We start from the raw sequence: 23,305 nt of genomic DNA on the forward strand, positions 1-23,305 counted from the left end.
ACGCAAGCTGCCCAATTACAGCTTTAAGGCATCGTTCAGCACCTTCTCGCCGTTCATCATGCCGTAATCGGCTATATTGATGACACTGACCTTGATTCCTTTTGGCTCATACTTTTGCCTGAATTCGTCTTCCAGATATCCTACCTGTGGTCCGATCAGCAGAATGTCGGTTTTGTCGGCATATTCAGGAAAATTGCTTTCCGACATCGCTCTGATTTCCACATCCACGCTATCTTTTTGAGCGGCCTTCTGCATTTTCTGAACCAGCATGCTCGTGGACATCCCCGCTGCACACACCAATGTAATTCGCTTCATCCGTTATTCCTCCCCGGTATTGACAGTCTGTTGGTCTTTGAGTTCAAATTGGCTGATCCTGTTATAAAGCTCAATCATATGTGCGGCTAAATCCTTGATGGTTATAGCCGACATCAAATGATCCTGCGCATGAACCATCAGCAGTGTTACGTTGTGCTCCGTCCCTCCTGCCTCCTGTTGAATAAGACGAGTCTGCAATTTATGCGCTTTCACAAGTTCGTTCTTGCTTTCCTCCAAACATGCCGCTGCTTGTTCCGCATGTCCCTTTTGCGCATGGCCGATCGCTTCCATGGCTTTGCTTTTCGCGAAGCCAGAGTTTGTTATAAGGCCCATAATGATTTCCTGATATTCATCCATGCTGCCACCTCGTTTGTTTCGATTTACGGATTCAGTGTACCGCATACTTTCCGGGATATATATTCATTCCTTTTCCGCTGTGAACGGAAATGTCTTCGCAAGGAAATCAATAAAGCTTGTGTTTAACAATCGTCCGCGAAAATTCCCTGAAATTTTCGCAGTCCAGCAGCTGTCGGATCATATCCGGGCTGTCTGTGATTCTGATTAACTGTTCATACATCTCCGTGGGAGAGTCTCTGCCGTTTTTGCTAATGCTGAGCAGACAAACGAATTGCACCGGCTTTCCCGCCCAATCGATGGGCTGCGCAAGCGTGCAAATCGCCCACACGGTACGGCTGCTCTGTGGAGTAATGGGATGCGGGATGGCCACCAGATTCCCGTATGAAGTCGGGGCGGCTTGCTCCCTTTCCAGCACCAAGCTCACAAAACCCGCAGCGGATTGGACCAGTCCCAAATCGTGAATTTTTGCGCCAAGAAAAGAAATGACCTCTTCACGGGAATTGAAGCTCTGTTTTAAAAACACAAGCTCCTCCATCACATAACGGAGGGTAACGTCCCCTTCTTCTGTCAGCAGATTCCTGATCTTGTGCAGATCGCCGCCGCCGAGAAGCGTTTCAACGACCACAACAGGTACAGGCAACGGCTCTCTGATCGGGACCGTGCTGACCATAAAATCGATATTTTCCAGGGAAACCTGCTTAAGCTTGTAATACTCGGTCGTACCGGCAATCTCCAGCTGTGAACCGAATTTGCTTTTCAGCTTGTAATAGAGAAGACGGGCGCTCCCCACACCCGAGGTGCATACCACCAGACAGCGTTTAGGCCGCTGTTTGCCGGGGGTCCTTTCCATGGCTGCTCCGATGTGAATCGCCAAATAGCCCATTTCAGCTTCGGGGATGATCATGTTCAATTTATTCTCAATCAACTTGGCCGCAATGACTCCCGCTTGAAAAGCCAGCGGATAATGAGTCTTCACCTGATCCAGCAGCGGATTGCGGATACTCATGCTGTACCTGACACGATTGAGGGCAGGCTTCAGATGCAGACAAATCCCCATGAACAGCTCCTGGTCCTCTTTTATGCCCAAGTTCAAATCTCTCTCAATCTCTTCAATAATCTCTTTTCCCAGCTCATATATTTCCCGGTCAATAAGCTTCTCCATATCCGCTTCTTCCTTGCCGACTGCGGAAATTTCGTTAAACCATCTGGTTCCGCCCAGATGCATGGCAATATAGGCAATCTCCGCTTCCGGAAAAGGAAGGTTAAGCTCTTTTTCAATCCATCTGACGATCTGCCGGGAAACCGCGTATTCCTCCATCCCGTGAAAATGCTGCAATTCATCCGAAAAGCTGCATACCCCGTTCCCTTCCCGGATACGCCTGCAGGCGATGGCAATATGGGTAACCAGATTGCTGAAAGCGATATCGGACAATACCAGATTGAACTTCTGCGTCTGCTCCAGAATAATCCCCTGGATCACGGTCATTTCTTGCGGGGAAACGATGGATGCAAATCCGTTCTCCCGGCTGCCGGGCCCGTTTCCTGAACGGTTCACAATAAATTCGGACATGCAAAAACGAAGCCGCACCTCACTGCCTTCCAGACGTATGCCATGATTTGGACGCGAATCGATGCTTACCCCATAGGCTTGCAGCGTTTTTTTAACCTCCCGAAAATCGTTTTGCACTGTAGACCTGCTGACATACAATTCATCCGCCAAATCTTCAAGCCTTAAATAACCGCCTGCCAGCAGCAGCCGTCTGATCAAATAAAGCTGGCGGTATTCCGGCAAGCCCGGATCAGCAGGCTCATGATTCGAAAACAGCTGCTGCAGCAGCTCCCTGAACGCACGATCATCATGAATTTTCAATTCGTAACCTCTGGACCTTACAGGCTCAATCGTTGCTCCCCGTCCGGCCAGAAATTCGTCCAGTTCCCTGATATCATTGCGGACGGTCCGTGAAGTGACCTGTATCAGTTTGGCCAAATGCTCACCCTTTACGGGAGCATCCGCAGCAAGCAAATGCTGCAGAATCGAAATCATGCGGGCATTCATGTTAACCACCTTCTGTATCCTTGGATTTTGGTTGTATTACTTTATTTTAGAAAATCAGTTAGATTCCCACCCCTGTCCATTGGATAAATGAAGTTTACATCGCACTTATCATCATTGCAATGTTTATGAAAATTAATAAATTTAATTTAGTTTATTTTAGTTAATTTCGTAAAATAACAACTAAACATCTTATTGACAGCGCTTTATATCGATGATACGATGGCGTCGTAAATGCAAAACAAGTACGTAGTTTAGTTTAAAAAACTAAACTCTACTCCCTTATGTTTAGTCATCTCACTTTATTCATCCAAGAGGAGACATGATTTATGAAAAAATTGAAATTAGGTTATGCTCCGACACGCCGCTTTACGTTCAGCGCCGAAGATGCTTTCAAGTACAAGGTTGCCATCCGCCAGCAGATTGAAAGCTTCGGCATGGACATCGACATCGTCGATCTGGAAGGCCTCAATCAGGAAGGGCTGCTCTATGACGATCACATCAATGCAGATTTGATTGTTAAACGCTTTAAAGATGAAGAAGTGGACGCTGTCTTTTTCCCGCACTGCAACTTCGGTACGGAGGATACCGTGGCCCGTGTAGGCAAGGCGCTCGGCAAACCCGTGCTGCTGTGGGGACCGCGCGATGAAGCTCCGCTTGAAGACGGCATGCGCCTGCGCGACACGCAGTGCGGACTGTTCGCGACAGGCAAGGTGCTGCGCCGGTTCAATGTTCCTTTTACTTATGTCACGAACAGCCGGGTTGAGGACCCGGTGTTTGAAAGAGGTTTTACCAATTTTGTCGCAGCGGCCAACGTTGTGCGCCAATTTAAAAGCCTGCGCATTCTGCAGATTGGTCCCCGCCCCGCCTCTTTCTGGACGATGATGTGCAACGAAGGCGAGCTGCTCGAAAGATTCGGCATCGAGATTCATCCGATCACCCTTGTGGATATTCAGCTTAGATCCAGGAAGATTGCTTCCGGCAACAGCCCTGAGCTGCTCGAAACAATCGATTACATCAAAGAAAAGCTGGATTACAGCGAAGTTACGGAAGACGATGTGAGAAGAATTGCGGCATTGAAGGTGGCCATGAAGTCTTTTGCCCGCGAAACCGGCAGCACCGCCATCGCCATTCAATGCTGGTCCTCCCTGCAGGACGCCATGTCCATCATGCCTTGTCTTGCCAATGCGATTCTGACCGATGAACAGATCCCTGTTACCTGCGAAACGGACATTCACGGCGCCATTACTTCCATCATGGTGCAGGCTGCGGCCATGAACGAAGCTCCAACCTTTTTCGCAGACATTACGGTGCGCCATCCTGAAAACGAAAACGGCGAGCTCCTCTTTCACTGCGGGAACTTTCCGGTCTCCCTGTCTGTCGAGCAAAAACCGAAGCTGCGCAAGCATTTCCTGTTCGATGATCATTCACCGGGAACGCATGAGGGCCAAATCAAAGGCGGCGGCATGACGATCGCCCGTTTTGACGGCGACCATGGCGAATATTCCATGTTCCTCGGGCGCGCAAAGGGAATCGAAGGCCCATATACCCGCGGCTCCTACGTGTGGGTTGAAGTCAACGACTGGCCGCTTTGGGAAGAGAAGCTTGTGAAAGGCCCTTACGTTCACCATTCCGTAGGCATTCACGCCAACGTCATTCCTGCTCTTTACGAAGCCTGCAGTTATATTCCGGGACTGACACCAGACCCCGTCGATCCGACGGAACAGGAAATCCAGCGCTGGCTGAGAGGCTCTGACCTGACTGGCAAAAAAGCTGCTGAACATGCCATCTAACTTATCCTGCCTGGCAATAGCAGTCAGACAGCCATACAAACTCCAAGGAGGACACTATGGAAATTCAAGCATTGAAAATCAAAGCCGCCCAAATCCGCATGGATCTGCTGACCATCATTCACCGCGCCAAAACGGGACACACCGGCGGGTCGCTCAGCAATACGGATATTTTGACCGCCCTGTACTATGAAGTCATGAATATCGATCCCTCCAACCCCAAGCGGGCCGACCGCGACCGCTTTATCGCAAGCAAGGGCCATTCCGTGGAGTCGCTGTGGTGCGTTCTCGCCGATCTGGGCTTCTTCCCCAAAGAGGAGCTTGAAACGTACAGCCAGTTCGGAACCCGTCTGATCGGGCATCCGAATAACAAGGTTCCCGGTATCGAAATGAATACCGGCGCGCTCGGCCACGGCCTCCCCATTTCCGTAGGCATGGCCCTGGCGGCTAAGCGTGACGGCCAATCCTACCGCGTATTCTGCCTGATGGGTGACGGCGAGCAGGCGGAAGGCTCCAACTGGGAGGCGGCCATGGCCGGAGCCCACTACAAGCTGGATAATCTCGTCGGCATCATCGACCGCAACGGGCTGCAAATCAGCGGTTCAACCGAAGATGTTATGGGGCTGGAGCCGCTGGAGGACAAATGGGCCGCCTTTGGCTGGAACGTCATCTCCGTTGACGGCAATGACATGGAGCAGCTGGTTCGTACGTTCCGCTCTGCACCCGAAGTTGAAGGCAAACCAACACTCATCGTAGCCAACACTGTCAAAGGCAAAGGGGTATCCTTTGCTGAAAATGTGCCGGCCTGGCATCACCATGTTCCCAATGATGAACAACTGGAGCTTGCCCTTGCGGAATTAAGCGCAACTATAGATCAATTAAGTCAAGAAGGGCAGGTGCACAGATCATGAACAAAATTCCGAACCGGCAGGTGATCTGCGAGACATTGCTCGAACTGGCCAAGGACGACCGTGACATCATGGTGCTGGCCAGCGATTCGCGCGGCTCCGCCGCTATGGCCCCTTTTGCCAACACATTGCCCGAGCAGTTCGTCGAGGTGGGAATTGCCGAGCAGAATATCGTGGGCATGTCGGCAGGACTGGCACACAGCGGCAAAAAACCGTTTGTCACTTCACCCGCCTGCTTCCTCAGCATGCGCAGTATTGAGCAAATTAAGGTGGATGTTGCCTACTCCGGTACAAATGTGAAGCTGATCGGCATCAGCGGCGGAGTCAGCTATGGAGCGCTGGGCATGTCCCATCATTCCGTACAGGATATCGCCGTGGCCAGAGCGATTCCGGGGCTGGCCGTTATGCTTCCCGCCGACCGTCATGAGACCAAGAAAATGACTGAAGCGCTGGTGAACTACAATGGAGGCGTGTATGTCCGGATTGGCCGCAACCCGGTGGAAGACGTGTACGAATCGGATGACTATTCGTTCGAAATCGGCAAAGCCGTCACCATGAAGAAAGGCACCGACCTTACCATCATCGCTGCCGGAGAAACGGTCCGGATCGCCCTGGACGCCGCAGAAGCGTTGAGCCGGGAAGGTGTCTCCTGCCGTGTACTCAACATGCATACGATCAAACCGCTGGATGAGGCTGCGATCATAGCCGCCGCCCGTGAAACGGAACATATCATTACTGTCGAGGAGCACAGCATATTCGGCGGTCTGGGCGCAGCCGTCGCTGAGGTTGTCGTGCAGAACCAGCCTGTGCCCATGAAGGTGCTGGGTATCCCGGACGAACCGGCTATTGCGGGCAAAACAGCCGAGGTATTCCAGCATTATGGAATCACCAGCGAGAATATCAAGCAGGTCGCACTCGAGCTGATCAACAAGTAAAGGGCGGGTCGGAATGAAAGACAATGCGAAGTTTATATTGGCCATTGATCAGAGCACATCCGGCACGAAAGCTCTGCTTGTCAATCATGACGGTGCGGTTCTGGCCCGCAGCTCCATAGAGCACCGCCAGTATTATCCGCGCCCCGGCTGGGTCGAGCATGATCCCCTTGAAATCTACGACAATGTCAAAAAAACGGCGCAGGCGGTTCTCAAGCAGGCCGGTGTTGAACCGGCTTCGCTGGCGGCGCTGACGATCACGAACCAGCGCGAAACGGCGCTGATCTGGGACCGTTCCACAGGGCAGCCGATATATAACGCCATCGTATGGCAATGCCAGCGAACAGCCGCAGTATGCTCCCGCTTGAAGGAGGAAGGGCATGAGCCGATGGTCCGGGCGAAGACCGGACTTATGCTCGACCCTTATTTCTCCGCCGCCAAGTTCAGGTGGATTCTGGACCATGCGGAAGGAGCGGCTGATCTGCTTGCCGAAGGAAGATTGCTCGCAGGCACCATGGACAGCTGGCTTGTCTGGAAGCTCACGGGAGGCAAAACACACGCAACCGATTATACGAACGCCAGCCGCACTTCTCTCTTCAACATCCATACACTCTCATGGGACGAGGAGCTTGCCCGCCTGTTCGGCGTACCCGCTTCTCTGCTGCCGCAGGTCAAATCCTCGGATGATATGTATGGATACACAGAGGATACGGACCTGTTCAAAGAGCAGGTGCTTATCTCCGGAATCATCGGTGATTCCCAGGGAGCCCTGTACGGACATCTCTGCTTTGAGACCGGGACAGCAAAAGCTACTTACGGCACGGGCACCTCGGTATTGATGAATGTGGGACAGCAGCCGGTTGACGGCGGCGAAGGGCTTGTTACGGCCATCGCCTGGGGAGCAGGCGGAACGGTGACCTACGCGCTGGAAGCCGTCATCCGCTCAACAGGCGACTCGCTCAAATGGACGCGCGACAATCTGGGGCTGTTCTCCACCTTTGAAGAAATGCAGCAGCTGGTCGATGCGACGCCGGATAATGAAGGTGTTTATCTGGTTCCTGCCTTTGTCGGCATGGGCGCTCCTTATTGGGACCCTTATGCAAGGGCGGCGATTACGGGCATGACCCGCGGGACCGGCAGAGGCCACATTATCCGGGCAGCGTTGGAAAGCATCGTCTATCAGGTACGCGATGCGGTTGATTTCATGCAGGAGCAATCCGGTATCCCGCTCCGGGGCCTGCGCACGGACGGTGGCGCATCTGCCAACTCGTGGCTGATGCAGTTTCAGGCGGACATCCTGGGAGCGCCCGTGACCCGTTCCACCTGTGCGGAACTATCAGCCATGGGTTCGGTCTACCTGGGAGGGCTTGGCACAGGCTTCTGGTCCGATCTATCCCGACTCGCTTCCAATCTCACCATGTATGACTCCTACAGCCCCGCCATGGACCCAGCCCTGAGAGACCGCAATTATGAGGGCTGGCAGCAAGCCGTACGCTCCGTGGTACAGCCAGGCATTCAGCCGCCCCAATTCAGTTCGCCGCTGACCTGATCCCGAATCAGAGCGGCGACGCTTTTCCTTAAATGACCACTCAAATAAGGAGGAACATGCTTGAATATCAGGATGAAGGGGATTCATAAAACCTTTGGAACAAACCGCGTGCTGTCGGGCGTGGACTTTGAGCTCCTTGAAGGAGAAGTCCATGCCCTGATGGGCGAAAACGGGGCCGGCAAATCCACATTGATGAACATTCTTACCGGTCTGCACCGCAAGGATGAAGGAATCATTTTCATTGACGGCAAAGAAGTGAATTTCTCCAGTCCCTCCGCAGCAGAGCAGTATGGCATTGCATTTATTCATCAGGAGCTGAATATTTGGCCGGACTTGAGCGTGCTGGAAAATCTGTTCCTGGGGAAAGAGATTACTACAGGCTGGGGATTTTTGAATAACCGCAATATGAAAGCGATTGCACAAGAGCAGATGCGCATGCTCTCCCTCACCCTTCCGCTCGACCAGCCTGCCGGAGCCTGCTCCGTCGGCCAGCAGCAAATGATTGAAATCGCCAAAGCGCTGATGACTGACGCCAAGGTGATCATTATGGACGAACCGACGGCCGCCCTTACGGAACGGGAAATCCGCAAGCTGTTCGAGGTCATTGCCTCTCTTAAAAAAACTGGCGTCTCCATCGTATATATTTCCCACCGCATGGAGGAGATATTTGAGATCTGCGACCGGATCACCATTATGCGCGACGGGATCACCGTCGATACCCGTGAGGTTTCTCTTACCCATTTTGATGATGTTGTGAAAAAGATGGTGGGCCGCGAGCTGACCGACCGTTTTCCGCAGCGGCACACCATTCCCGGCGAAATTGTGTTCGAGGTCAAGGACGCTTCCAGAAGCGGAGTCTTTCACCGGGCCAGCTTCTCTGTACGGGCCGGTGAAATTCTGGGCATTTCCGGACTGATGGGCTCCGGGCGCACGGAAATGATGCGTGCCATTTACGGCCTTGACCCGCTGGATGAAGGAGAAATACGCCTGAACGGTGCAAAGGTAACCATTAAGCATCCATATGAAGCGGTTAAGCTGGGCATCGGTTTTATTACCGAGGACCGCAAGGATGAAGGACTGGTGCTCGACTTTTCCGTACGTGAAAATATGGTGCTGCCCAGCTTGTTCAGCTTTGAGGACAAAGGTCTCATCAATGAGCGGAAGGAAAAGGACTACGTCGATCTGCTGATTTCGCGGCTGACCGTCAAAACGGAGTCCTCCGAGACACCGGTGCGCAATCTGTCCGGGGGCAATCAGCAAAAGGTGGTTATCGCCAAATGGGTGGGCATCGGCCCGAAGGTGCTGATTCTCGACGAGCCTACCCGGGGAGTGGACGTAGGCGCGAAGCGGGAAATCTATCAGCTCATGAACGAGCTTACCGAGAAGGGCGTTGCCATTATTATGGTTTCCTCGGAACTGCCGGAGGTCATCGGCATGAGCGACCGCATTCTCGTCGTGCATGAAGGACGGATTGCCGGAGAGGTCACCGGCCATGAGGCAACCCAGGAAAAAATTATGACGTATGCCACGGGAGGTCAGTAATATGCAGGTATCTACAGGTGAAGTAAAAGTCGGCAGCCGCCAAAACCGCGTGAGCTCCATGCTGCAAAAGGCGGGGCCCCTTCTCGGTCTGCTTATTTTGATTATCGTTGTATCCGCACTAAATCCCGCATTTTTGGAACCGCTTAATATTTTGAATCTGCTGCGGCAGGTGGCTATCAATGCCTTGATCGCATTTGGCATGACCTTTGTGATTCTTACTGGAGGCATCGATCTGTCAGTGGGCTCCACACTTGCGTTATCCAGTGCGCTGATGGCAAGTTTGCTGGTATCCGGCTTCCATCCCCTGCTGGCCATTGTGGCCGGGTGCGTTATCGGGGCTATACTCGGAGCCGTCAACGGGCTGATGGTCACCAAAGGAAAAATGGCTCCTTTTATCGCCACATTGGCCACGATGACCATTTTCCGCGGACTGACTATGGTCTTTACGGAAGGCAACCCGATCACGGGGCTCAGCGACAGTCTGATGTTCCAGCTGTTCGGACGCGGTTACTTCGTTGGAATTCCCGTGCCAGCCATCACCATGGCGTTCACCTTTGCTCTGCTGTGGGTCGTCCTGCACAAAACCTCCTTCGGGCGCAAAACTTATGCCATCGGCGGAAATGAAAGGGCTTCCATCATATCAGGAATCAAGGTACACCGCGTCAAGATCATGGTGTATTCCCTGGCAGGCCTGCTCGCCGGTCTGGCTGGCGCCATTCTCACCTCAAGACTCGATTCCGCCCAGCCGACTGCCGGGACCTCTTATGAGCTTGATGCCATTGCGGCCGTTGTGCTTGGCGGCACCAGCCTTTCCGGAGGACGGGGCCGGATTGTCGGCACCCTGATCGGAGCGCTCATTATCGGCGCGCTGAACAACGGCCTGAACCTGCTTGGCGTTTCTTCATTCTATCAGCTCGTCGTCAAAGGCATCGTGATTGTGATCGCCGTGCTGATGGACCGCAAAAAAGCCGCTTAAGGGGGATAACATGAGAAAATACAGTATTTTTCTGCTGCTCACGCTAAGTCTGTTCCTGCTGGCCGGATGCTCGCTTGAGCCCCCTTCTTGGGCAAAAGCCAAGGCTGCTGGTGATCTCAGCAATGTCAAGATCGGCTTATCCATGTCCACGCTGAATAACCCGTTTTTCGTTTACCTCAAAGATATGGTGGTGAAGGAAGCCGACAGACAGGGCTTTGAGGTTATCGTGGTGGACGCGCAAAATGATCCGGCCAAGCAAAACAATGACGTAGAAGATTTGATTCAGCAAGGGGTCAATGCTCTGCTCATCAATCCTACAGATTCATCGGCCATCTCGGCGGCTGTACAAACCGCCAACGGGGTCGGCATCCCTGTCATAACCATCGATCGGGCCGCGGATAAAGGCGAGGTTGCCTCCCTCATCGCTTCAGACAATGTCGGCGGCGGTAAAATGGCCGCAGAATACATTGTGGATCAGCTTGGCGAAGGCGCGGTCGTTGCGGAGCTCGAAGGCATTCCGGGCACGTCCGCCGCGCGGGAACGCGGCCAGGGCTTCCACTCCGTTGCGGATACAAAATTGAAGGTCGTTGCCAAGCAGGCGGCGGATTTCGACCGGACGAAGGGCCTGAACGTCATGGAAAATATGCTGCAGGGCAATCCGGATATTCAAGCCGTTTTTGCCCAAAACGATGAAATGGCCCTGGGCGCTGTAGAAGCGATCGCGGCTACGGGCAGAGATATCCTGGTGGTCGGCTTTGACGGCAGCGCGGACGCGCTGCAGGCCGTCAAGGACGGCAAGCTGTCCGCCACAGTCGCACAGCAATTTGACCTGATCGGCCAAAAGGCGGTGCAAACGGCCGCCGAGATTCTGCAGGGCAAGCAGGTTGAAAGCAGCATTCCGGTGCCCATCAAGCTGGTTACGAAGGATGACAGTAAGTAGCGGGGAAGGATTAGTGCGGGAATAACTGCACATGCAGCAAACCTTGATTATTAACTTCAAGTCTGAGTCCGGTGAAAGTTAATGATTAATTTCCGATCTTCAGTGAGAGCATAGTCAGGCAAAAAAAGAGACCTGTCCGGATTTTGTCGCCAAAATTCAAACAGGTCTCTCTTGCATTATGTGAATGTTCCCACCACCTGAAGAGGCGGGGGCTTCTTGTTTCAACGATCGCTGCCTTTCTGCAGGAAAGGTCTGACTGGATCTCCACAAGCGTTCGCTGCGGCACGCATCCCGTTCGGGGCAAACCCTCCCTACGGTATTCGGTCTATCATGCTACGATGCCCAAAGCCCGCTGCAAAATGACCTGGGCCGAACGATGTCCCTGTCCTGCACCAGTCCGCATGCTTTGCATTCATGAAGCCGGATCGCCAACGTTTTTGGCACTTCCGCACCGCAGATACAGGTTTGCGATGTGCCGTGGGCGGGCACTTGTACGAGTCGCTTCCCCTGTCTTGCTGCTTTATACGACAGATACGTGATGAACCTTCGCCATCCGGCATCCGAGATGCTTTTAGACAGTCGGCGGTTACGGATCATGTTCTTCACTTTCAGCTGCTCCACCGCCTTGCTTACCGCACCAGGCTGAGGGTATGTAAAGGAGAGATATCGGTCGGCTGACTTATAGTGAGGAAAACCCGCATCGCCGCGAAAGAACCGCTGATAGGCATCATCCAAACGCCGCAGGCAATCTTGCAGCACTTGCGAATGAACTTCTTTATACTCGGGAAATTCCTTCTTGAAGGCGGGCAATTCATTCTGCTGCATGGCGTAGGTGACGGTTTTGCCCTCTTGGTTGTAGACGGTGTCCCGTTGCTCCTTCGCCCGATTGTACAGCTTCCGGCACAAGATCAACGTTCGAATCATGCGTTCTTCCTGTTCGGGGGTCGGGTAGAGGCGAAATTGATACGTGATTTGCACGAAGAGTCACCGCCTTAACGAGAACATATATTCCTATCATACCACACAATCATTCGACCAGGAAAGCGCGCCTCATACCATAGACCAGTGCATCTAGGCTTCGCCTAACCGAGATTCATCCCCTCCTCAAAGTTTTGTGGGCGCTGCTTCCCGAGTAAACTTCGAACAAAACTTACTTCGGAAGCGTACGCTTAGAGGAAGGGGACTTCTCACGGAAACATGTTAAAATCAGGCTGCTATTCGCACCTTCATTCCAGATACAAACGCTCCTCATCGGCTATGCTCTGGATATCCTCCGAGCTGATGCTCATATAGACGTAGCCTTCCTCCTGCTGCTTCTTCAAGGCCTCTTCCTTCATAAAGCGGGGACTGCCCTCGCCGGCATCTTCGTCATACACCAGCAGGATGCCGTCGGTCTTGCGCAACAGCAGCGCATCCCTGGCCTTGAACTGCCATACGCCCTGATACGGCTGCTTGCTGACCAGCCCGAAGTAATCGATACCCCGCAGAATGTGCTGAAAATATTCTTTGCGGTCATCCTTCCACTTTTCATCCATATTCGCGTGTGCCGCCAAAATCGAGCATTTGAGATCAGGGTACTGCTCCTTCAATGTAATGACCGCTTCACACGCCCACAAATCCACGCCGTACTGTCCTGGTGTAATCACCCATTCCAGCCCTTCCTCGGCCAGTGGAATCAGCTTGGAGGTCAGCGCTTTTTGGATATAGGCGATGCCTTCATGCTTCTGGCTGTAGATGTTCAGCTCGTGCGCCCTGTATCCTGATACCAGCAGGTTTTTAATCATATCGCTTCTCACCCGCCTTCATATTTATATCATGAGAATTTCCCGGATTTCTTTCTCAGACATTGAAGACAGCTCCTCCTGGCCGGGACGGATCACTTCTTCGATCAGATTTTTCTTTCTCTGCTGCAGCTCGTACATTTTATCCTCCACCGTGCCCTGCGTGACCAGGCGGATCACCTGTACGATGTTCTTCTGTCCCATCCGGTGGGCGCGGTCGGCAGCCTGCTGCTCTACAGCCGGATTCCACCACAGGTCATACAAAATAACCGTATCCGCGCCCGTCAGATTCAGTCCGGTGCCCCCCGCCTTCAGCGAGATCAGAAACATATCGCGTTCGCCCGCGTTAAACCTGTTGCACAGCTCGACACGCTCAGCGGCTGGTGTCTGGCCGTCCAAATAAAAATGGGACACCCCCTGATAGCCAAGCTCTCTGCCGATCAGTCCGAGCATTTGGGTGAACTGGGAGAAGATCAGCGCCCGTTTGCCCGCACTGCGGCATTCCTCGATGATGTCCAGCAGCTGCTCAAACTTGGCAGAGCTGCCCCGGTAATCCTCTACGAACAGCGCCGGGTGGCAGCAAATTTGGCGCAGCCGCGTAAGACCGGCAAGGATCTTGATACGGCTCTTCTGGAAGCCCTCTTCATTCAAATGCTTGAGCGTCTCCTGCTGCAGTCTCGCCAGATAGGCCGTGTACAGCTTCTTCTGATCCGGCAGCAGGCTGGAAGTTTGCATCGTCTCAATCTTCTCGGGCAGCTCCGTTAATACATCGGTCTTCAGGCGGCGCAGCAGAAATGGCCGCACCCGCTTCGCTATCTGTTCGCGAGTGAGATCGTTGAAATCCTTGCGGCTTTGGAAAAGCTCGGGGAACACAACGTTATAAATCGACCACAGCTCTTCCAGATGGTTCTCCACCGGTGTGCCTGTCAGGGCAAAACGGTGGCGTGCCTGTACCGCCTTCACCGCGTGCGCTGTCTGGGTGGAATGATTTTTGAACGATTGCGCTTCATCCAGGATAAGCGAATGGAACGGCTGTTCCGCATACAGGTCCACATCCATACGCAGCAGCGGATACGAAGTAATGATCACATCCGCCCGATAGGCGTCGCGCACCAGGCTGCTGCGGGCCGTGCGGCTGCCGTCGGCGATCACGGGCCGGATATCCGGCGCGAACTTCCGCAGCTCGCTCGCCCAGTTGTAGATGAGGGAAGCTGGCGCTACAATCAGAGCCGGAAGCTTCTGCTCCCTGATTTCCGGCAGGACCGAAACGATATACGTGATACTCTGCAATGTCTTGCCAAGCCCCATATCGTCGGCCAGTACCCCGCCAAAGCTATAGTGGGCAAGTGTCTTCAGCCAGCGGTAACCGACACGCTGGTAGTCCCGCAGTACCCCGGCGAGGCTGTCCGGCACGGGAAACTCCAGCTTGTCAGGATTGCGGATATCCTCCAGCAGACGCCGCAGCGTGCTGCCAAGTTGAAGTTGGACTGTGTTGTCGTTCTGTTCCATAAGATGCAGCCCGCGCAGGAGCGGGACACGGATATCGTTTTCCTCCAGATCGCTCCTCCGGATTCCCACTTCATTCATGAAGCGGACAATCTCCTGCAGTTCCTCGCCCTCCAGCGGCAGCAGCGCTCCGTTCGGCAAACGGTAATACCGCCGCTTCTCCTCCAAGACCTGCAGAACAGCGCGGATCTCCGATTCAGGAATACCGTCCATATGGAATTTGAATTCCAGCCAGTTCGTCCGCTCGTCCACATCGACGCGAATTTTAGGTGCCACGGGCTTGGGAGCGATCCTGACTTTGACGGCGGTCGTCGCATAAACCTGCACCAGCCGTTCCAGCTGCGGCACGGCATGGTGCAGGAAATCAAATTCCGCATCCTCATCCTCCATGACATAACCGCTGTCCGTCGTCGCAAAAGAGCTGCTGTCCAGCAGCTCCAGAATGCGGCGCTCCTGCGCCGTGTCCCGCATCAGGATGCGCCCCGGGTTCAGCCTGCGGCTGTCCGTTTCCAGCGGATTGATAACGACTTCGCCATAACAGAATTCAAGTCCAGCCAGCAGCTTGCCCCGGACACGGTCCAGGTACAGCTTGGCTTTTAACGGCTCCTGCACCACCTGCTCCGTTACAGCTTCGGCAATATGGACGGTGCCAAGCTTCATGAGACCGGGAACGACTTTATCCATGAAGGCCTCCATCTGCTCGGGCGCGATTCTGAGGCGGTGCTTGCCACGGGTTTCCAGCATCCGCTTCAGCTCTGCCAGCCTCCCTGCTTGCTCGGGCTTCATCCGCATGAGCTTGCCCTCGCAAACAGCGAGCCCGTAATCCTCCATGACCAGCAGGTCGTTCAGGCCATCTACGTTCATCAAATAACCCTCTCCGTCCGACTGGTCGAAATCAAATTGAAGCGGCAGCGGATCATGGGAAATCTCAACCCCTTGATACATCGTTCCGTCATGCTCGAATTGCACGTCAGGGATGCGCGACAGTGCTTGCTGTATGGCCGGCCAGACAGATGGCGGCACAAGCAGCATGCGGTCGCCGCTGACGCTTTTGGCGCTTCCGGTGTAAGTGCCCGATGTCTCGCGGTACATCTGTTCATGTTGATAAATGTCCAGCAGCTGCCGGATGACGGCATCATATTCGTCCGGAAAGCTGTGCCGTTCCGGATCGTACGTAAAGTGTTTGGAGAACACATAGCTTTGGCGCCGACCGACGGCGTGCAGAAACTCCCTGATTCTCTGTACGACATATGTCCGTTTCGGGCCGACCTTCATTTCGATGCCGAACATGTACTTGCGGTAGGCGTAAGGAAACGGTCTGCAGATAAACTCCGCCTGCAGCGGCTCCCGCGTTTCGAACAGTGGACGCATGCCCGGCGGGGGCTGCGGCTTGTCCGAGAACAGATTCAGGACGCTGTTTGTAAGCCGCTTATCCACCGAAGGGCTGTTGTCCCTCGCTTCACGACTCGTGTAACGCTCTGTCATCCGGCCTGGCTGATCCTGCTGGTTCTCCGGGAATAACGCGGACTCGTAGGAGCGGACCGGCGGGCGGCCGTCATGCTCATGGTCATGAATTTCCAGCAGCACAGCGGCAATATGTTTGCAATATTGGTCATATGACTCAAAGGAGGGACAAGTACACTGCGCGTGCACATCGCCATCCTCCACATTCACGGTTACCTGGTATAAGCTTGTGCCACGCACATCAGCTTCATAGAAGTGTCTGTCAGGATGATTTGCTGTAAAACGCACCCTGCCTGCACTTTGATAAGCCTCTCCCCGTTCGTAGGAGAAACGGCCACACAGCTCCTTGATGACCCGTTTGGTCAACTGAAAACTCATATTTAATGAATCCTTTCGGGAAAAAACCTGTTTTGTCTATTTTAGCATAAGTGGCGGCAAGAGATGTGCAGGGGTACTTTGGTATGCGCCTGACCGGTATCCATGACGGATGGTAAGATATCGTCCGGGCGAGTAGCATTCGAAGATGGTGAAGATATACCCGGCAGACCACTTGAAGAGGTTGGCGGAACCGATCCTTGAGGGAACCGAAACTAAGGGGGCTTGCCGTGAGCTTAACGGACTGGAGCGCCCCTATTTGCTGCTCTTCGCCCCAAAACGCCACTATTGCGGACCGTATAGCCTTTATTCGCCCCGAATTGCTGCCGTAGAGTAATATTTTGATCAAATAGATGCATCTCAGTCCGCAATATTAGGCAATCCCCCGTATTTTTAACGAATAGGGACTTTCCAGTCCGGTTTCAATCATCCTTGTTACAGATGAAGCTGATAGGTGCGAATACGCTGCGAACCACTGGCCTTATCAAGCAGTTTCTTTTCCACTAACCCCTGCAAAATCCGCCTGGCGTGCCGGTTGGTTACTTTCAAATGCGCAGTCAACTCTCCAGGAGTGAATGGCCGAAGCTGACGTCTGGCATATCGAAGAGTTTCCGCCTCCAGCCATGTTAAAGTGGAAGGTACATCCGTCGCGACAAACCTGCCAATAAAAGCGAGCACCAGTTGCTGGCACTGCTTTGTTTCTTCCACAATCGAAGGATAGGCAATCGGAAGAAAAGTCCAGCCATCCAATGCAAGCAGACAATGCCGACGGCATAAATCCTTAAACCTCCTGACATCAAGGTCCCTGGCATGTGGCCCGTATCCCTGGATTTCAATTCCTCCTTTGGCATCCCCGGGCATATACGCCAAGTCCAAATACCGGTACCCGTTACTAAAATCTCTGACCTCCCATTCCGGGAATAAATGGTTCAGGCTTCCTATTGCAGGGAACCAGACTTTCCGCAGAAACTCCACTGTTCCATGCCCTAAACCTTGGCTAAGCCGCTCCTTCCTTCTGGGGTTAACCTCCATTTCAAGCTGGCTACTTAACCAGGCCTCATAGTATTGCTCGAATCGTGCCACTCCCCGCTCCTCCTTTTCGAATCTTTACAAACAAAAAAACGCTTCCTCACAGCATTTCCTCGAACCTCAGCCCGGGATATGCTGTACGAAAGCGGCATGTTCTTCATGACCTTCACAGCTGATTATAACGGAAAACATCGTGACCAACAATGAAAGAGCAGTATAAAACCGCCTTCTTGGACTGGATTAGTCAGTTTTATTATGGGGATTAATCTCTCTGCTGTGGTAAAATCGTTGTATAAGAGGTTGCTGCAGGATACCTCCACAGACACATTGAAGGAGTGGATCACAAATATGAGCCGGTTTAGTGATCAATACATACGGAACGAGACTGAACAGCAGAGGGTTGCGAAAATCGATGAACTGGCCGCCTCGTTTGCTGAGAGAGCTGCCCAGCATGACCGTGATGGTTCTTTCCCGTTTGAAAATTTTGCCGACTTGCGGAATGCCGGATATTTGAAGCTTACCTTGCCGAAGGCTTTTGGAGGGGATGAGATCTCGCTCTATGAGATGGTTCAGGCACAGGAAAGATTGGCCTACGGAGACGGCTCCACAGCGCTTGGCGTCGGTTGGCATCTTGGGCAGATGCTGTACTTGAGAACGTCAGGCAAATGGCCGAAAGCGCTGTTCGCCGACTTCTGCCGTGCTGTCGTAGAAGAGGGCGCCATGCTGAACGTATTTGCCAGCGAGGCTTCATCCGGCAGTCCGAGCCGGGGCGGCAGACCGGAGACGACCGCCGTCCGCACCGATGGCGGCTGGCTGATCACCGGCCGCAAAACGTTCAGTACGCTCTCCCCTGTTCTTGACCGGTTTGTCGTGACCGCCTACCTCCCGGAAGAGGATACCGTAAGCGAGTTTCTGGTGTATGTCAGCGACCGGGTAAAAATTGAAGAAACGTGGGATACGCTCGGCATGCGCGGCACCGGCAGCCATGATGTCGTGCTCGACCAGGCCTTTGCGGCTGACAATGCCCGCATTCCCGGCAAAGGAATGGACGAAGGCTCCGGCTGGCTCCTGCATATCCCAGCATGCTATATGGGCATTGCTTTGGCGGCAAGGGATTTCGCGGTAGATTTTGCTGCAAATTACAAGCCCAACTCCATTCAGGGATCGATTGCCGGTCTTCCACTCGTGCAGCAGTCCATCGGGCAAATGGAAGCCGAACTGCGGACAGCACGTTGTCTCCTTTATGCAACGGCAGACCGCTGGGACCGCCATGAAGCGCTGCGCCCCGAAATGCGTCCCGAACTGGGCCTAGCTAAATACACCGTAACCCACAACGCCTTGAAGGTCGTTGATCTGGCGATGCGGATTGTAGGGGGCACCAGCTTGTCCAAAAAGCTGCCGCTGGAGCGCTATTACCGCGATGTGCGGGCAGGATTGCATAACCCGCCGATGGACAATACGGTGCTGCAGATGCTGGCAGCCGATGCTCTGAAGGAAAGAGAATAAGGCTAAGCAGATGAGCCGCCAGCCCTATAATGTGAATAGACCGCTCTCTCCTGAGTTGGAGTCAGCGGTCTATTTTTCTGCTTATATTATTTTGAAGCAAAATGCAATAGTAGAGTATATAAATGTAATTTTCATAAACGGGAAATAATGTTATCCTTTAATCATGGACATTTTTAGATAAAAAGTAAAAACCAACATAAGTTAGGGCCTGCTTATTTATATAGCAACAGAACAAAGCATGTGAAAGGAAGCCCATCACCATCGAAATATGGTTGGATGGTTACAAAGAATAGCTTATGAAACAAAAGATTACAAAACTGATCATTGGTGTGATTACATCCGTGATTGTTGCAGTGATTTACCGTCTGTTTAGAGACACATTAAATAAAGTAAATTGGTTTGAATATCTTTATTTTGTTTTGATTGCTGTGGGAGTTTTCTTCTTGCTTTCTCTTTTGGATCGCAAAGGAAAACGTTAGATTAGAGTAAATTGACGTACACGTTAAGGCTTTTTTGGCGTTAGCCTCCATTATTATACAGCATACTTAAGGTAACAAATATGCCCTAACGGGAACTAAATGGCCGGCATAATGCCGACTCATAATTCAAAATCGTGTATTACCGCTCCTGCCACTTCCCTACCAGCAGTAAAAGCAGCTTCAAGCCTGTATCCATCCCATCTTCGTCCACCGTAAAACGGGGATTATGATGCGGAAAATGGCTTTCTTTCGCTACGTTCCGCGAGCCGATGTAGATAAACGCGCCCGGCGCTTTTTGCAGATATGCCGAGAAATCCTCCGCCCCCATCGTTGGCAGCATCTCTTCGTTTACCTCGGGGCCAAAATGCTCCGCGGCAGCCGAACGCGCCAGCTCCACCAATTGCGGATCATTGTACAGCGGACGGTAGCCGAAACGGTAATCAAGCTCACAGGTGGCACCGTGCGCGGCGGCCACGCCGTCAATAATACGGCGCATCAGCCCCGGCATCTTCTCCCGCTCCGCCTGATCGAACGAACGGTAGGTGCCGCCCATTTTAACCTGCTCCGGAAAAGAATTGTAGCCTTCGCCGCCATGGATATGCGTAATCGACAGGACGGCATTTTTCAGCGGATCGGTATGTCTCGCAACCACATGCTGGAGATGGCTGATCAGCTGTCCCGCGACAGCAATCGCGTCCACGACCTGGTGGGGATATGCCGCGTGGCCGCCGGAACCGTTTACTGTGATAACAAAGCCATCGTGGCCTGCCATCACAGGCCCGGACAGCAGACCGATCTTGCCGGTATCCAGCCAGGAAATCAGGTGCAGGCCGTAGATGGCGTCGACCCCTTCCATGACTCCGGCATCCACAAGCTCCTGTGCCCCGCCGGGAATCTGTTCCTCGGCATGCTGGAAAATAAACCGCACCTCGCCCTGCAGCTCTTCCCGGTGCTGTGACAGAATATATGCCGCGCCAAGCAGCATGGCCGCATGGCTGTCATGGCCGCAGGCATGCATGACCCCTTCTACCGTGGAGGCATATTCAAATGTATTCTCCTCATGGATCGGCAGCGCATCGATATCGGCCCGCAGCGCCAGCGTGCGTCCCGGACGGATCAAAGGTCTGGTCAATATATCTGAAAATCCGCACAGGCACGGTTGTATTTCCCGGTAAGGATACGAACAGGCTGATCGACACCTCGCCAAAGGATTCCACAATGGAGAATACCGTGCCCGCGATAATGCCCGGCTTGATCAGCGGAAGTGTCACACGCCAGAACGTTTTCAGCCTTCCGGCCCCCAGGCTCATCGAAGGGGCTCTGAGAACGAATCATTCGCTGTTGACCCCAAATTTCAATGGCGCATTATCTCAACTTTCGCAACATGAAATCGGCAAACAAGCCTGATATAACTGGGCGAACCGGCAATCTATTGCTGGAGTTGACTTTTAAGTTCTTGTTTGGCAGCTGAACCGTTTGTCAATTGACCTGTTATTTAATTGGAACTATACTGTGTAGAAAAGAGGGTGAGTAGTTGAAACAAATTAGCAGTCGTTTTTCGATGGCAGTCCATATTCTCTCGATGATCACGTTGGATCCGCTATATAGTACAGGCGATCGAATAGCACGAAGCATCAATAGTAACCCTGTTGTAATTAGACGAATCATGGCCCAGCTCAAAAAAGCAGGGTATATTGAAACAAAATCTGGAGTTGCGGGGGCCTCCCTTCAAGTATCTCCCGAAAGATTAACCCTACTGGATATCTTCCGGGCGGTCGAATCTGTGGAAGGAAATCAGCTTTTCAATTTTCATAAGGACCCTGACCCCAATTGCTCTGTAGGAATGAACATTGAATCGGTTCTTGTACCACAATTCTCTCATGCGCAGATGGCAATGGAGCGTGAACTGGCTTCTGTTACCTTGGCTCAGATTGTTGAGCAATTACGGACAAAATCGAATGTAAAATAAAGCTGCTCCCTATATGCCGTGGAGCAGCTTTATTTTACATTTTTTAAATTTACGCCAGTCAAACAGCAGCCTGTGCAGGCTCAACATATTCAATAAAACTGCCATCAGGATGTTGTACAAAAATGCTTGGGCCAATAGGACCATGCTGATCCCTAATGATAAGGGTATTTTGCTTTTTTAATTCGTCCTTCAATTCGTTCATGGAATCAACGTACACTACGGCACGGAGTGATCTAGCAGGCTCCAAGGCCTCCGGACTTCCAGATACAATGACGTAAGGATATACTGTGGCTAAAGACAAGCCAGCTTCGGGAATATCCCATCTTCGATCCATAGGCTGATTAGCAAGAGATTCATAATAAGTAACGGTCGAATCCAGTTGTTCGGTAAAAACCGGGATAAAATGATCTGTGATTTTCATGTTACCTCCAAAATTTTTTTTTTTTAAATATAACCATAATGGTTATAACTATTTAAGTTATATAAAAATATCTCGATCTTGTCAATTTTTTTTAGTGAAGATTCTTCATTCTTTTGTTTCATCAGACGTTGACGATTCGATGTTCAAGGTGCATACGATTTGTCCTTCACATCTGCGCGTGGCATGGTGATTTTCCTCATCCGAGCTTGTCTGTTGGAATTCCAGGCCACTTGAGCAACAGATCTTACTCAGTCCTGCGGCTGCCAGGTGAATGTAACGGCCGCGTGTGAGGGCAGCGTGTAGGCAAAGGATTTTGTGCCCTGCCTTACGGTAATTTCCCGGCTGTCCGCCGATACGTTGACGGCAATCAGCACTACCGTATCTTTTGAGCAATAGACGTTAAAAATGAGCTTATGTACCTGGTCTCGATTTTCCTTCATCTCACTGTATTGTCTGTATAAGTTGGCTGATTCATTTCATAATCAAAAAAATCCGCCACAAAAGCCGGGTTAGGCCTTTCGCAGCGGACGTAATTTATGGACACTATAAATTAAAATGCCGGAATTGCAATATCGGCGTAATTATCCTCGAAAAACTTCTTCACTTCCGGACCGCTCATACGTTCCGCCAGCTTGCGGATGGCGTCGGAATCCTTGTTATCTTCACGCGCTACCAGCGTGATTGCAAACTTGGAGTCCACATCCTCTTTGATCAGCGCATCCTTTTTTGGCGTCAGGCCAAGCGGAGCGGCATAAGCGGGGGTCATGGCCACCAGATCGACATCATCCAGCGTACGGGCCAGCATCAGCAGATCGACTTCCTTGAACTTGAAGTGCTGTGGATTTTCCACGATATCCGCCTGGGTGGCGTTGATGCCTGCGCCGTCCTTCAGTTTAATCAGGCCGTTCTTCTCAAACATGACCAGCGAACGACCGATATTGGACGGATCATTCGCCATGGCGAGGGTCGCGCCTTCCGGCAGGTCCTCAATCTTCTTGAAGCGCTTGGAATACCCGCCGTAAATCGCGTGGTAAATCGGCTGTATACCTACCAGCTGTGAATCGTTTGCCTCATTATATTGTTCCATGTAAGGGACGTGCTGGAAGAAGTTAGCGTCCACTTCACCGCCGGCCAGAGCCGTATTCGGCTGCACGTTGTCGGACAGCACCACAATCTCCAGGTTAATGCCGTCCTCTTTGAGCAGCGGCTTCACCAGTTCAAGCACATCGGTCATCGGCGGAATCAGCGTCGCTACCTTCAGCGTCGTTTCCTCCTTGGCTCCCGCAGCCTGATCGGCCTTCCCTCCTGCAGTCCCGGATTGGCCGGACTGCTGCCCGCAGCCTGCTACAATCAGCATCATGACCGCAAGCAGCATCAGCAGCATTTTATTTTTCATATTTCGCATGAAATAAC

The 23,305-nt window shown here is 52.5% G+C and carries 21 protein-coding genes and 1 pseudogene; 10 read left to right on the forward strand and 12 right to left on the reverse strand.

The genetic code is table 11. From position 1 onward, the window contains the following. Positions 1 to 15: 15 nt before the first annotated feature. The 3 genes from ACE41H_RS12725 to ACE41H_RS12735 form a co-directional block, all read right to left on the reverse strand. On the reverse strand, positions 16 to 315 hold the full coding sequence (locus ACE41H_RS12725; RefSeq protein WP_375355635.1) for a PTS sugar transporter subunit IIB: 300 nt from the start codon (positions 313 to 315) through the stop codon (positions 16 to 18). A gap of 3 nt (positions 316 to 318) precedes the next feature. After that, a complete protein-coding gene (locus ACE41H_RS12730) occupies positions 319 to 672 on the reverse strand; it encodes a PTS sugar transporter subunit IIA (RefSeq protein ID WP_375355636.1) in 354 nt (117 codons plus the stop codon). A gap of 106 nt (positions 673 to 778) precedes the next feature. Further along, positions 779 to 2,728: a BglG family transcription antiterminator gene (locus tag ACE41H_RS12735; protein ID WP_375355637.1), complete on the reverse strand. Its 1,950-nt coding sequence runs from the start codon at positions 2,726 to 2,728 to the stop codon at positions 779 to 781. A gap of 326 nt (positions 2,729 to 3,054) precedes the next feature. On the opposite strand from ACE41H_RS12735, the gene ACE41H_RS12740 reads away from it, so the two are divergent. Genes ACE41H_RS12740 through rbsB form a run of 7 tightly spaced genes read left to right on the forward strand, consistent with a single transcriptional unit; the run spans position 3,055 to position 11,362 of the window. After that, positions 3,055 to 4,518: an L-fucose/L-arabinose isomerase family protein gene (locus ACE41H_RS12740; protein ID WP_375355638.1), complete on the forward strand. Its 1,464-nt coding sequence runs from the start codon at positions 3,055 to 3,057 to the stop codon at positions 4,516 to 4,518. Positions 4,519 to 4,574: 56 nt separating this feature from the next. Further along, entirely contained in the window at positions 4,575 to 5,426 is an 852-nt protein-coding gene (locus tag ACE41H_RS12745; RefSeq protein ID WP_375355639.1) for a transketolase, read from the forward strand. Continuing rightward, positions 5,423 to 6,358 (forward strand): transketolase family protein, encoded by a 936-nt coding sequence (locus ACE41H_RS12750; RefSeq protein WP_375355640.1) that lies wholly within the window; start codon positions 5,423 to 5,425, stop codon positions 6,356 to 6,358. The genes ACE41H_RS12745 and ACE41H_RS12750 overlap by 4 nt, the downstream gene beginning before the upstream one ends. Before the next feature lie 13 nt (positions 6,359 to 6,371). Then, positions 6,372 to 7,904 (forward strand): glycerol kinase GlpK, encoded by a 1,533-nt coding sequence (gene glpK / locus ACE41H_RS12755; RefSeq protein ID WP_375355641.1) that lies wholly within the window; start codon positions 6,372 to 6,374, stop codon positions 7,902 to 7,904. 60 nt (positions 7,905 to 7,964) lie between these two features. Continuing rightward, positions 7,965 to 9,446 (forward strand): sugar ABC transporter ATP-binding protein, encoded by a 1,482-nt coding sequence (locus ACE41H_RS12760; RefSeq protein ID WP_375355642.1) that lies wholly within the window; start codon positions 7,965 to 7,967, stop codon positions 9,444 to 9,446. Positions 9,447 to 9,504: 58 nt separating this feature from the next. Next, positions 9,505 to 10,422, forward strand: coding sequence for a ribose ABC transporter permease RbsC (gene rbsC / locus ACE41H_RS12765; protein ID WP_375355689.1), 918 nt, complete (start codon positions 9,505 to 9,507; stop codon positions 10,420 to 10,422). A 10-nt stretch (positions 10,423 to 10,432) separates the two neighbouring features. Beyond that, entirely contained in the window at positions 10,433 to 11,362 is a 930-nt protein-coding gene (rbsB, locus tag ACE41H_RS12770; RefSeq protein ID WP_375355643.1) for a ribose ABC transporter substrate-binding protein RbsB, read from the forward strand. 333 nt (positions 11,363 to 11,695) lie between these two features. Here the strand turns inward: rbsB and ACE41H_RS12775 are convergent, their stop codons facing one another. The 4 genes from ACE41H_RS12775 to ACE41H_RS12790 form a co-directional block, all read right to left on the reverse strand. Then, positions 11,696 to 12,340, reverse strand: coding sequence for an RNA-guided endonuclease InsQ/TnpB family protein (locus ACE41H_RS12775; RefSeq protein WP_375355644.1), 645 nt, complete (start codon positions 12,338 to 12,340; stop codon positions 11,696 to 11,698). A gap of 248 nt (positions 12,341 to 12,588) precedes the next feature. Beyond that, positions 12,589 to 13,146, reverse strand: a complete 558-nt coding sequence (locus ACE41H_RS12780) for an SLOG family protein (RefSeq protein ID WP_375355645.1) — start codon at positions 13,144 to 13,146, stop codon at positions 12,589 to 12,591. A 24-nt stretch (positions 13,147 to 13,170) separates the two neighbouring features. Beyond that, a complete protein-coding gene (locus ACE41H_RS12785; protein ID WP_375355646.1) occupies positions 13,171 to 16,491 on the reverse strand; it encodes a DEAD/DEAH box helicase in 3,321 nt (1,106 codons plus the stop codon). 432 nt (positions 16,492 to 16,923) lie between these two features. Then, positions 16,924 to 17,571 carry a transcriptional regulator gene (locus tag ACE41H_RS12790; RefSeq protein ID WP_375355647.1) on the reverse strand — a complete coding sequence of 216 codons (648 nt, stop codon included), beginning with the start codon at positions 17,569 to 17,571 and terminating at the stop codon, positions 16,924 to 16,926. 294 nt (positions 17,572 to 17,865) lie between these two features. Here ACE41H_RS12790 and ACE41H_RS12795 point away from each other — a divergent pair, with 294 nt between their 5' ends. Next, complete coding sequence (locus ACE41H_RS12795; RefSeq protein WP_375355648.1) at positions 17,866 to 19,023, forward strand: acyl-CoA dehydrogenase family protein; 1,158 nt, start codon at positions 17,866 to 17,868, stop codon at positions 19,021 to 19,023. Between the two features lie 296 nt (positions 19,024 to 19,319). Continuing rightward, entirely contained in the window at positions 19,320 to 19,502 is a 183-nt protein-coding gene (locus ACE41H_RS12800) for a hypothetical protein (protein ID WP_375355649.1), read from the forward strand. 139 nt (positions 19,503 to 19,641) lie between these two features. On the opposite strand, the gene ACE41H_RS12805 is transcribed toward ACE41H_RS12800, so the two are convergent. Both ACE41H_RS12805 and ACE41H_RS12810 read right to left on the reverse strand, forming a co-directional pair. Then, positions 19,642 to 20,634, reverse strand: a complete 993-nt coding sequence (locus tag ACE41H_RS12805) for an amidohydrolase (protein WP_375355650.1) — start codon at positions 20,632 to 20,634, stop codon at positions 19,642 to 19,644. Next, a pseudogene (locus tag ACE41H_RS12810) lies at positions 20,612 to 20,827 on the reverse strand (ABC transporter permease); the annotation flags it as partial. The gene ACE41H_RS12805 and the pseudogene ACE41H_RS12810, both read right to left, overlap by 23 nt. Before the next feature lie 209 nt (positions 20,828 to 21,036). On the opposite strand from ACE41H_RS12810, the gene ACE41H_RS12815 reads away from it, so the two are divergent. Continuing rightward, positions 21,037 to 21,471: an Rrf2 family transcriptional regulator gene (locus tag ACE41H_RS12815; RefSeq protein ID WP_375355651.1), complete on the forward strand. Its 435-nt coding sequence runs from the start codon at positions 21,037 to 21,039 to the stop codon at positions 21,469 to 21,471. Positions 21,472 to 21,529: 58 nt separating this feature from the next. On the opposite strand, the gene ACE41H_RS12820 is transcribed toward ACE41H_RS12815, so the two are convergent. The 3 genes from ACE41H_RS12820 to ACE41H_RS12830 form a co-directional block, all read right to left on the reverse strand. Beyond that, on the reverse strand, positions 21,530 to 21,892 hold the full coding sequence (locus tag ACE41H_RS12820; RefSeq protein WP_375355652.1) for a VOC family protein: 363 nt from the start codon (positions 21,890 to 21,892) through the stop codon (positions 21,530 to 21,532). A gap of 248 nt (positions 21,893 to 22,140) precedes the next feature. Further along, positions 22,141 to 22,332 carry a glycoside hydrolase family 30 beta sandwich domain-containing protein gene (locus ACE41H_RS12825; RefSeq protein ID WP_375355653.1) on the reverse strand — a complete coding sequence of 64 codons (192 nt, stop codon included), beginning with the start codon at positions 22,330 to 22,332 and terminating at the stop codon, positions 22,141 to 22,143. Between the two features lie 110 nt (positions 22,333 to 22,442). After that, a complete protein-coding gene (locus ACE41H_RS12830; RefSeq protein ID WP_375355690.1) occupies positions 22,443 to 23,288 on the reverse strand; it encodes a MetQ/NlpA family ABC transporter substrate-binding protein in 846 nt (281 codons plus the stop codon). Positions 23,289 to 23,305 lie beyond the last annotated feature (17 nt).

The organism is Paenibacillus enshidis, assembly GCF_042136365.1.
Taxonomy (GTDB): Bacteria; Bacillota; Bacilli; order Paenibacillales; family Paenibacillaceae; genus Paenibacillus; species Paenibacillus enshidis.